Origin of the sequence: Bradyrhizobium sp. (genome assembly GCF_019244115.1) — a bacterium.
In the GTDB taxonomy this organism is placed as follows: Bacteria; Pseudomonadota; Alphaproteobacteria; order Rhizobiales; family Xanthobacteraceae; genus Bradyrhizobium.
Window position 1 is genome coordinate 1 of record NZ_JAFATE010000012.1, and the last position, 10,853, is coordinate 10,853.

Annotated in this window: 11 protein-coding genes; 9 read left to right on the top strand and 2 right to left on the bottom strand. The window is 63.3% G+C overall.

The features are described 5' to 3' along the window. Window positions 1-32: 32 nt before the first annotated feature. On the bottom strand, window positions 33-476 hold the full coding sequence (locus JOZ76_RS00505) for a nuclear transport factor 2 family protein (protein ID WP_291696680.1): 444 nt from the start codon (window positions 474-476) through the stop codon (window positions 33-35). 163 nt (window positions 477-639) lie between these two features. Here JOZ76_RS00505 and JOZ76_RS00510 point away from each other — a divergent pair, with 163 nt between their 5' ends. From JOZ76_RS00510 to JOZ76_RS00550, 9 genes are all read left to right on the top strand, one after another. After that, window positions 640-1,497, top strand: a complete 858-nt coding sequence (locus tag JOZ76_RS00510; RefSeq protein ID WP_291696681.1) for a DeoR/GlpR family DNA-binding transcription regulator — start codon at window positions 640-642, stop codon at window positions 1,495-1,497. A gap of 201 nt (window positions 1,498-1,698) precedes the next feature. Beyond that, window positions 1,699-3,243 (top strand): glycerol-3-phosphate dehydrogenase, encoded by a 1,545-nt coding sequence (gene glpD, locus JOZ76_RS00515; protein ID WP_291696682.1) that lies wholly within the window; start codon window positions 1,699-1,701, stop codon window positions 3,241-3,243. Continuing rightward, complete coding sequence (locus JOZ76_RS00520; RefSeq protein ID WP_291696683.1) at window positions 3,240-4,319, top strand: ABC transporter ATP-binding protein; 1,080 nt, start codon at window positions 3,240-3,242, stop codon at window positions 4,317-4,319. Before glpD ends, JOZ76_RS00520 begins: the two co-directional genes overlap by 4 nt. Window positions 4,320-4,331: 12 nt before the next feature. Further along, window positions 4,332-5,417, top strand: coding sequence for an ABC transporter ATP-binding protein (locus tag JOZ76_RS00525; RefSeq protein WP_291696684.1), 1,086 nt, complete (start codon window positions 4,332-4,334; stop codon window positions 5,415-5,417). Beyond that, window positions 5,417-6,319: a carbohydrate ABC transporter permease gene (locus JOZ76_RS00530; RefSeq protein ID WP_291696685.1), complete on the top strand. Its 903-nt coding sequence runs from the start codon at window positions 5,417-5,419 to the stop codon at window positions 6,317-6,319. Before JOZ76_RS00525 ends, JOZ76_RS00530 begins: the two co-directional genes overlap by 1 nt. After that, on the top strand, window positions 6,319-7,125 hold the full coding sequence (locus JOZ76_RS00535; RefSeq protein WP_291696690.1) for a carbohydrate ABC transporter permease: 807 nt from the start codon (window positions 6,319-6,321) through the stop codon (window positions 7,123-7,125). Before JOZ76_RS00530 ends, JOZ76_RS00535 begins: the two co-directional genes overlap by 1 nt. A 9-nt stretch (window positions 7,126-7,134) precedes the next feature. Beyond that, a complete protein-coding gene (locus JOZ76_RS00540) occupies window positions 7,135-7,464 on the top strand; it encodes a DUF2160 domain-containing protein (protein WP_291696686.1) in 330 nt (109 codons plus the stop codon). Window positions 7,465-7,538: 74 nt separating this feature from the next. Beyond that, window positions 7,539-9,335 carry an ABC transporter substrate-binding protein gene (locus JOZ76_RS00545; protein WP_291696687.1) on the top strand — a complete coding sequence of 599 codons (1,797 nt, stop codon included), beginning with the start codon at window positions 7,539-7,541 and terminating at the stop codon, window positions 9,333-9,335. Window positions 9,336-9,645: 310 nt separating this feature from the next. Continuing rightward, a complete protein-coding gene (locus tag JOZ76_RS00550) occupies window positions 9,646-10,362 on the top strand; it encodes a hypothetical protein (RefSeq protein WP_291696688.1) in 717 nt (238 codons plus the stop codon). Here the strand turns inward: JOZ76_RS00550 and JOZ76_RS00555 are convergent. Next, a partial coding sequence (locus tag JOZ76_RS00555) for a tetratricopeptide repeat protein (protein WP_291696689.1) occupies window positions 10,348-10,853 on the bottom strand: 506 nt, incomplete at its 5' end. The genes JOZ76_RS00550 and JOZ76_RS00555 overlap by 15 nt on opposite strands.

Genomic DNA, 10,853 nt, shown 5'->3' on the forward strand with positions numbered 1-10,853 from the left:
CCCGGGCTACGTTCCTGCTATGACGAGTTAACTCACAGCTTCGTCGCGGCGCGCGACAACAGCTTCCAGTCGTTGCCCTGCTTCACCCAGTTCATCAGGATGTGCAGGTTCTGCGGCGTCTTCTTGCCGTCCGTGAATTCCTGCTCGCCGACGAAATTGAAACGCACGATCGCGGCCGATCCGACGACGCGGATGGTCGGATCCTTGTACTCCAGCGGCGCCCATTTGTAGTTGGCCTTGGCGATGCCCTCGAGCAGCGACGCCTTGGTGTCGATCTTGGCGCTGGAGTGACTGTAGCTGAGTTCGTCCATGCAGAGCGAGGCGAGCACCTCGGTATTCCCGGCCACCTGTGCGGCGCGGAAGGCTTCGAGATTTTTCGCGATCGCATCCTCATCCGCGCCGGGGAAGGCCGGACCCGCGGTGAGCAGGGAAAGCGCAAGCGCTGATATCGCCAAATCACGACGCGTGATGGTCATCGGTTCCTCCCTGGATTTTGCTTGTCCGGGCAGTCTTGCGCCGGCGGCCCGCTTTGTCGAGAGGCAGCTTCGACGCGCTGCGGCAGCCCCCATTAACCCACTTTGCGCGTTGACCGCATGGGCAAAGGCGCTACCTTGGCGTTGTTTCAAGGGGTTAGATGCCATGCCCGGATTGTCGCATCGCCAGACCGAAATCCTCAACCTTGCCCGAGCCTCGGGCCGTGTGCTGGTGGAAGACCTCGCGCGGCGTTTCGAGGTCTCAGCGCAGACCATCCGCAAGGACCTCAACGATCTCTGCGAGCAGCGCGCGCTGACCCGCATCCACGGCGGCGCGATGATCGCCTCCGGCGTGGAAAACCTCGCCTATGAGGCGCGGCGTTTCGTGGCCGCCGAGGAGAAGAAGGCGATCGGCGCCGCCGCTGCTGCGCTGATTCCGAACGGCTGTTCGCTCTTCATCAACATCGGCACCACGACGGAGGAGGTGGCAAGCGCGCTCACTTCGCACGAGGATCTGCTCGTCATCACCAACAATCTCAACGTCGCGATGCTGCTGTATCGCCATCCACGCATCGAGGTGATCGTGGCGGGCGGCGCCGTGCGCCGCGCCGATGGCGCCGTGGTCGGTTCGACCGCGACGCAGCTGATCGGGCAGTTCAAGGTCGATTATGCGATCATCGGCGCGTCCGCGATCGACGAGGAGGGCGCACTTTTGGATTTCGACTATCGCGAGGTGCAGGTGGCGCAGGCGATCATCGCCAACGCGCGTGCCGTGATCCTCGTTGCCGACTCGACGAAATTCACCCGCAGCGCGCCGGTGCGCATCGCCCATATGAGCCAGATCCAGACTTTTGTGACCGACGCTGCGCTCCCGGCAGGGCTCGCCAATATCTGTCATTCCCGTGGCATCCAGGTGATTGAGGCGATGGACAAGCCGGCGGCAGACATCGACGAGGCGGCCGAGGCGACTATCGAGGGCGCGCCTATTCCGCTCCGACGCGGATCCGATGCGGGCAACCGCTGAAGCCGCCCGAACGGTTTCAAGAGCCGGACGACCGCTCCCGCGCTCGCAGAAAGCATCCCTGGACTCACAGAGCGAAGGCGCGGGCTCCCACCCGCCGCAATTTTTTCACTTTTTCGTTTGCTTTCGTTTTAATTTGTGGTTAGGTCAAAATCGAAAGTAAAGTCGCCGAAAACGAAGGCGATCGTCTTGGGGAAACGTTCGTTGGATCGGATTTTCGACCTCGCCATCATTGGAGGCGGCATTAATGGCTGCGGCATCGCGCGCGATGCGGCGGGGCGGGGCAATTCCGTTTTTCTCTGTGAAATGAATGATTTGGCGAGCGGGACATCGTCCTGGTCGACCAAGCTCGTGCATGGCGGCCTGCGCTATCTCGAGTATTACGAGTTTCGTTTGGTGCGCGAGGCGCTGATCGAGCGCGAGATTCTCTGGCAGATCGCGCCTCATATCATTCGCCCGCTGCGTTTCGTTTTGCCCCACCATGCGGGCCTCCGCCCGGCCTGGCTGCTGCGGCTCGGCCTGTTCCTCTACGACCACATTGGCGGCCGGCATCTGCTGCCACCAACACGCTCGGTGGACCTGACGACGGATGCGGTCGGCCGACCGCTGATCCCCAACCGCTATACCAGGGGTTTTGAATATTCCGACTGCTTCGTCGACGACGCGCGCCTCGTGGTGCTGACCGCACGCGACGCGGCGGACCGCGGCGCCGACATCCGCACGCGCACGCGTGCGGTGTCGATCCGGCAGGTCGACGGCATCTGGCAGGTCGACCTCGAAAACACCATAAGCGGCGCGCGTTCGAGCGTGCGCGCGCGTGTGCTGGTCAATGCCGGCGGGCCCTGGGTCGAAGACGTGCTGACGCGCGGCGTCGGGGTCAATGCGAAGGCCAAGGTGCGGCTGGTGCAGGGCTCGCATATCGTGGTGAAGAAGCTCTACGAGCACGACCGCGCCTACATTTTTCAGAACGCCGACGGTCGCATCATCTTCGTCATTCCGTATCAGGACGATTTCACGCTGATCGGCACCACCGACCAGGATTTTGAGGGCGACCCGGCCGAGGTGAAGGCGACGGCATCAGAGATCAGCTATCTCTGCGCCTCGGCGAGCGAATATCTGGCAAAATCCGTGAAGCCGGAGGACGTGGTCTGGACCTATTCCGGCGTCCGTCCGCTCTATGATGATGGCGCCAGCGAAGCGAAGGCCGCGACGCGCGACTACGTGTTCGAACTCGACATGGTGGGCGGCGCGCCGCTCCTGTCGATCTATGGCGGCAAGATCACGACCTATCGCAGGCTCGCGGAAGAAGCGCTGGAGCGGCTGGAACCGTATCTGCACAGCGCCAAGGCACGGGAGGGCTGGACCGGCAAGTCGCCGCTGCCCGGCGGCGACATGGACGTATCAGCGATTCCCGCGCTATCAGCGGAGTTGCAGCGCAACTATCCCTTCCTCGATCCGATTCATGCCGGCCGGCTCGCCCATGCCTACGGCACTCGCGCCGCAAAGCTGCTCGGCGATGCCAGGACCGCGGCTGACCTCGGCCCGTCCTTCGGCGCGACCTTGACGGCGCGCGAGGTCAAATATCTGATGGCGTCGGAATGGGCCGTGACGGCGGAAGACATCGTCTGGCGCCGGTCAAAACTGGGATTGCGGCTGTCTTCCGCCGAGATCGCCGCGATCGACGACTGGATTGCCGCATCGAGCGGTCCGGCCGAGGCGCCGTTGCGCGAAATGGGAGGGCGGACATGAGCGTCACGCTCGACCACGTCACCCGCACGGTCGACGGCCTGCCGACCATTCGCGACGTCTCGCTGACGCTAGAGAAGGGCACCTTGAGCGTGCTGCTCGGCCCGACCTTGTCCGGCAAGACCTCGATCATGCGGCTGCTCGCCGGCCTCGACAAGCCGACCATGGGTCGCGTGCTGGTCGACGGCAATGATGTCACCGGCATCGACGTGCGGCAGCGCTCGGTCGCGATGGTCTATCAGCAGTTCATCAATTATCCGGCGCTCAGCGTCTACGAAAACATCGCCTCGCCGCTGCGGGTGCAGGGCAAGCCGCGCGCCGAGATCGACGCGCGGGTGATGGAAGCGGCAAAGCTGCTGCGGCTCGAACCGTTCTTGAAGCGCACGCCGCTGCAGCTCTCCGGCGGCCAGCAGCAGCGCACCGCGATCGCGCGTGCGCTGGTCAAGGGCGCCGACCTCGTGCTGCTCGACGAGCCGCTGGCCAATCTCGACTACAAGCTGCGCGAGGAACTACGCGCCGAGCTGCCGCGCATCTTTGAGGCCTCGGGCGCCATCTTCGTCTATGCGACCACCGAGCCGTCCGAGGCGCTGCTGCTGGGCGGCCGCACCGTGTGCATGTGGGAAGGGCAGGTGCTGCAGGCGGGTGAGACGTCGAGCGTCTACCGTCACCCCGATACGATGCGCGTCGCCCAGGTGTTTTCCGATCCGCCGCTCAACACCGTGCCGATCCAGAAGCGCAACGGTTCGGTCGCTTACGGCGGCGGCATCGAAGTGCCGGCGTCCGGGCTCTATGCGAAGCTCGCCGACGGCGACTATCGCGTCGGCTTTCGCGCCCATCAGCTCGAAATTGCCAACGGGGCCGCCGGCCGTCACGCCTTTCCCGCGACCGTGACGGTGACCGAGATCACCGGCTCGGAAAGTTTTGTGCATCTGCATCGCGAGCAGTCCAACTGGGTGGCCGTGCTGCACGGCGTGCACGAATTCGAGCCCGGCGATGTGCTGGACGCGGTACTCGATCCGGAGAATGTCTTCGTGTTCGACACGGCCGGCCGGCTCGTCGCCGCGCCTGGCCACACCTGAGGGAAATGCAGCATGGCTCGCATTGACCTCGTCGACCTCGCGCATTCCTACGGCGGCAACGATGCCGCGCCGGAAAGTTTTGCGCTGAAACCGATCTCGATGACCTGGCGGCAGGGCGGCGCCTATGCGCTGCTCGGGCCGTCCGGCTGCGGCAAGACCACGCTGCTCAACCTGATCTCCGGTATTGTCACGCCATCGCGTGGAAAGATCCTGTTCGACGGCACAGATATCACGCTGCGGTCGACGCGTGAGCGCAACATCGCGCAGGTGTTCCAGTTTCCCGTCATCTACGACACCATGACGGTCGGGCAGAATCTCGCCTTCCCGCTGAAGAACCGCGGCGTGCCGAAGGCGGAGGTCGACAAGCGTGTCGCCGAAATCGGCCGCCTGCTCGATCTCACCGCCGACCTCAAACGCAAAGCGACGCGGCTGACGGCCGATGCCAAACAGAAGATCTCGCTCGGCCGAGGCCTGGTGCGGTCCGATGTCGCCGCCGTACTGTTCGACGAGCCGCTCACCGTGATCGATCCCGAGCTGAAATGGCAGCTGCGCTCGAAACTGAAGGCGCTGCACCGCGAGCTCGACCTCACCATGATCTACGTCACCCACGACCAGACCGAGGCGCTGACCTTCGCCGACACCGTGGTGGTGATGCATGACGGCCGTGTCGTGCAGAGCGGCACGCCAGCGGAACTGTTCGAGAAGCCGGCACACACCTTCGTCGGCTATTTCATCGGCTCGCCCGGCATGAACATCATTGCTGCCGAGGTCAAAGGCCGCGAGGCGCGGATCGATGGTCATACGATTGCGCTGAGCCGCGGCTATGACGCGCTGCCGCCGGGCGCCAAAATCGAAATCGGCGTGCGTCCCGAATTCGTCGAGGTCGCGGCGCCGACGCCCGGCCTGCTCAAGGCCAAGATCGACCGCATCGACGATCTCGGCCGCATCCGCTTTGCCCGGGTGAGGGTGGGGGATGTGAAGTTCGCCGCGCGCGTGCCGGCAGGTTTTGCGCCGTCGGAGGGCTGCGTCGGGCTGAAGTTCGAGCCGTCCAACGTGCACGTCTATGCCGACAGCCGCCTGGTCGAGGGAGCCGCCTGATGGACAAGACCGTCAATCAGAAGGCCTGGTTCCTGGTGCTGCCGGTGTTCGCGGTGGTGGCGTTCTCCGCCATCCTGCCGTTGATGACGGTGGTGAACTATTCGATGCAGGACACCTTTGGCAACAACCAGTTCTTCTGGAACGGGGTCGGCTGGTTCAAGGAGCTGCTCGATCCCTCGACCGATCTCGGCAGCCGCTTCTTTGCGTCGCTCTGGCGCAATCTGGTCTTTTCCGCCGTGATCCTCGCCATCGAGGTGCCGCTCGGCATCGTGATCGCGCTGTCGATGCCTACCAAAGGCTGGACGGTCGCGGCCTGCCTCGTGATCCTCGCTCTGCCGCTCCTGATCCCCTGGAACGTCGTCGGCACGATCTGGCAGATCTTTGGGCGCGAGGACATCGGCCTGCTCGGCTATGTGCTGAACCACATCGGCATCCACTACAATTACGTCGCCAACGACATCGATGCCTGGATCACGATCATCGTGATGGACGTCTGGCACTGGACCAGTCTCGTCGCGCTGCTCTGCTATGCCGGCCTCAAATCGATCCCCGACGCCTACTATCAGGCGGCGCAGATCGACGGCGCCTCGCGCTGGTCCGTGTTCACCGCGATCCAACTGCCGAAGATGAACCGGGTGCTGCTGATCGCGGTGCTGCTGCGCTTCATGGACAGTTTCATGATCTACACCGAGCCGTTCGTGGTCACCGGCGGCGGCCCTGGCAACTCGACCACTTTCATCTCGATCGAACTCGTCAAGATCGCGCTCGGGCAGTTCGACCTCGGCAAGGCCGCGGCGCTGTCGCTGGTCTACAATTTGATCATCCTGATCGTGTGCTGGGTGTTTTACACCGTGATGACCAATGCCGGCATCGAGCGGCCGCAAAAAGAGGGGGTTGCGTGATGCACACGATTCCCGGCCGCCGCATCATCATGTCGCTGTTCCTGGTGTTCCTGCTGTTGCCGATCTACTGGCTCATCAACATGAGCTTCAAGACCAACAGCGAGATCGTCTCGACCATGACGCTGTGGCCGCATCATCCGACGCTGCAGCATTACATGCGCATCTTCAGCGACGAGAGCTGGTATTCCGGCTACATCAACTCGCTGGAATATGTCGTCATCAACACCATCATCTCGGTCACGGTGGCGCTGCCGGCGGCCTACGCATTCTCGCGCTACCGTTTTCTCGGCGACAAGCATCTGTTCTTCTGGCTGTTGTCGAACCGCATGGCGCCGGCCGCGGTCTATGCGCTGCCGTTCTTCAATCTCTATTCTGCGATCGGGTTGTTCGATACGCCCTGGGCCGTCGCTTTGGCGCACTGCATCTTCAACGTGCCGCTCGCGGTGTGGATCCTGGAAGGATTCGTCTCCGGCGTGCCGCGCGAGATCGACGAGACCGCATTCCTCGACGGCTATTCGTTCCCGCGTTTCTTCGCCAAGATACTGGTGCCGTTGATCGCGAGCGGAATCGGCGTCGCCGCGTTCTTTTGCTTCATGTTCTCCTGGGTCGAACTGCTACTGGCGCGCACGCTGACGACGGTCAACGCCAAGCCGATTTCGGCAATCATGACCCGAACCGTCTCTGCAGCCGGAATGGACTGGGGACTGCTGGCGGCCGCTGGCGTGCTGACCCTGATTCCGGGTGCGCTGGTGATCTGGTTCGTCCGCAACTACATCGCGCGCGGTTTTGCGCTCGGCCGGGTGTGAGGAGGCGCTATGGACAGCATCGCATGGATGGCCTGGACGCTGCCGACTGCGATCTTCTTCGCGGCTCTCGGCTGCACGCTTGCCGTCATGACCTGGCTCGCGGCCGCCTATCCGGAGGCCGAACGCGTCGGCGTCCTGCGCATCCCGACGACGCGCGGCGACCGCCTGTTTCTGTCGCTGATACTGACTGCGATCATCCATCTCGTCTGGATCGGGCTAGTCGGCACCGACACCATCGCGACGCTTCCGATTGGTGAGGATGGCATCGAAGTCTCGAGCCTGTGGCTCGCAACGCTGATTTCGCTCGGGTGCGCCGTGCTGATTTTCCGCACGGTCTAGCCTTACGCGAAAGAGAGCAGATCCGGGGTCAACCCGGGCCTGGGTTAGTTTTGTCGCTGCAACGGAGGAACACCATGCGACGTTTAGAGCGAAGGAAGGGCCCTTTGACCAGTGCCCGGGTCTTGATGATGACGAGCGCGGTCGCGCTGATGGCGGGGTCGACCGCGGTCACTGCGCCTGCTTTGGCCGATGAGGCCGCTGCCAAGAAATGGATCGACAGCGAGTTCCAGCCTTCGACCTTGTCGAAGGACGACCAGCTGAAGGAGATGCAGTGGTTCATCAAGGCCGCTGAGCCGTTCAAGGGGATGGAAATCAACGTCACGTCCGAGACCCTGACCGTCCACGAATATGAATCGCGGACGCTCGCCAAGGCGTTCGAGGAAATCACCGGCATCAAGGTCAAGCACGACATCATCCAGGAAGGTGACGTCGTGGAAAAGATCCAGACCCAGATGCAATCCGGCAAGAACGTCTATGACGGCTGGATCAACGACTCTGATTTCATCGGAACGCACTTCCGCTACGGCCAGGCCGTCGACCTGACGGAATGGATGGCGGGCGAGGGCAAGGACGTCACCGATCCGATGCTCGACGTGAACGACTTCATCGGCAAGTCGTTCACGACTGCGCCGAACGGCCACCTCTACCAGTTGCCGGACCAGCAGTTCGCGAACCTCTATTGGTTCCGCTACGACTGGTTCCAGAATCCGGACTACAAAGCCAAGTTCAAGGCCAAGTACGGCTATGATCTCGGCGTGCCGGTGAACTGGTCCGCGTATGAAGACATCGCCGAGTTCTTCACCAACGACGTCAAGGAGATCAACGGCGTCCGGGTCTATGGCCACATGGACTACGGCAAGAAGGATCCCTCGCTCGGCTGGCGCTTCACCGACGCCTGGCTGTCGATGGCCGGCAACGGCGACAAGGGCATTCCGAACGGCCTGCCGGTCGACGAATGGGGCATCCGCATGGAAGGCTGCCGTCCGGTTGGCTCCTCGGTCGAGCGTGGCGGCGACGTCAACGGGCCGGCGGCGGTGTATTCGATCGTCAAATATCTCGACTGGCTGAAGAAGTATGCCCCGCCGCAGGCGCAAGGCATGACCTTCTCCGAGTCGGGCCCGGTGCCCTCGCAGGGCAACATCGCCCAGCAGATCTTCTGGTACACCGCCTTCACCGCCGACATGGTCAAGCCCGGCCTGCCGGTGATGAATGCCGACGGCACGCCGAAATGGCGCATGGCGCCGTCGCCGCACGGCTCGTACTGGAAGGACGGCATGAAGCTCGGCTACCAGGACGTCGGCTCGGCGACGCTGTTGAAGTCGACCCCGGTCGACCGCCGCAAGGCGGCCTGGCTCTATCTGCAGTTCATCGTCTCCAAGACGACGTCGCTGAAGAAGAGCCATGTCGGTCTCACCTTCATCCGTGAATCCGACATCTGGGACACGTCGTTCACCGAGCGTGCGCCGAAACTCGGCGGCCTGATCGAATTCTACCGTTCGCCCGCGCGCGTGCAGTGGACCCCGACCGGCAACAACGTGCCTGACTATCCGAAGCTTGCGCAATTGTGGTGGCAGAACATCGGCGATGCGTCGTCCGGTGCGAAGACGCCGCAGGCCGCGATGGATGCGCTCGCCGCCGCCCAGGACTCGGTTCTCGAACGTCTTGAAAAGTCGGGTGTGCAGGGCAATTGCGGGCCGAAGCTGAACAAGAAGGAGACCGCCGAGCACTGGTTCAGCAAGTCGGAGAAGGACGGCAACATCGCTCCGCAGCGCAAGCTCGCGAACGAGAAGCCGAAGGGCGAAACCATCGACTACGACACGCTGATCAAGTCGTGGCCGGCCTCGCCGCCGAAGCGCGCCTCGAACGATTGATATGTTCTCCGTCGTCATCGCCCGGCTTGACCGGGCGATCCAGTACGCCGCGGCGTTCGAGAGTACGACGAACTCTCTGGAATACTGGATGCCCGGGCTTTCGCGGGGCATGACAGCGGAAGACAACACGAAGGCCGGGAGTGATCCCGGCCTTGCTTTTCAGTGGTCATCGTCCGCGAAAGCGGACGATCCAGTACGCCGCGCTATCTCGGGTCGATCGCTGGCGGTCGTGATTAATGGATGCCCCGCTTCCGTGGGGCATGACGGCGGTATAAAGCACGAACATCGATGCTTTGACGGGGAATCTCACATGCGCATGATCTTTCGTTGCGACCCGGCGCTGGAACAGCATCTGCCGCGGCCGGTGCCGGCGCGCGGCGAATTGCCCGACTGGCTGCGCAAAATGCCGGCGAAGGCGCATTCGGAGATCCACGGCCGCGAGATCCGCACTGTCAAACAGTGCCCACCCTTCGTCGACGCGATGGCCTATGGCGTCATGATCCCGCTGCCGTGTGACGTGAAGGTCGATCGTGGCGCGTTCACATGGGACTGGGATATCCCGCAGCCTGCGACGGTGGGCCATCCGCGGGCGCCCTTAAGCTTCCATGTCGCCGCCCAACTCGCCGGGGCGCCGCTGGGCAATGCCGGGCAGGCTGCGATCAAGTTCAACAGCTTTTGGACCATCGAGATCGAGCCCGGCTGGTCGCTGTTTTCCACCCATCCGGTGAACCGCACGGATCTGCCATTCCGCACCGTGACGGGGCTGGTCGATGCGGATCGCTTCTTCGATGGCGGTATCAATTTTCCCGCTGTTTGGACCGCGCCGGATTTTGTCGGCGTGCTGCCGAAGGGCACGCCGATCGCGCAATGCTTTGCGGTGCCGCGCGAGGCGCCAGAGCTCGTGTTTGAAGGTTTTGATGACGCGCAGCAAGCGTCCTATTCGAAGACGGTCGCCGATGTGCTCGCCGCGCCCAACGTCTATCGCAAGCATTTTCGCGCCCGCCGCGGGCATCTAACTCGCGAGTGAGCGCCTGAGCGCCGCCTCGTCGAGCCACAGCCGGCCATGCGAGGCGGACGTGAGCGCCATCGCAATCGAGCCGAACATGTTTGGGCGCAGGCGATAGGCGGTCCGATAGGCCTGCATCGCGGCATCTGGATCGCCCGATTCCTGCAGCACGATGCCGAGATTGAGCGCGGCCTCGGCATGATCGGGTTTGATTTCGAGTGCCTTGCGGTAGGCGTCGACAGCTCTCGGATAGTCGCGCAGATCCTGACGCACGAGGCCGAGATCGAACCATGTGGGGGCGGGGGCTTCGCTCGCCGTCGCCCGCTCGAGCAGCGAAGCGGCGTTCGCGTAATCGCGATCCTCAAAAGCCAGCCGCCCGAGCCGGCCTGCGGCCTCCTGATGGTGCGGGATCACCTTCAGGATTGCCTGCCAGGCCTCGCGCGCCTGCGGCTTCAGCCCGGCCTGATCCAGCGTTCGCGCCTTTTCGACGAAAGCCTCGCGTTGCGGCGCAA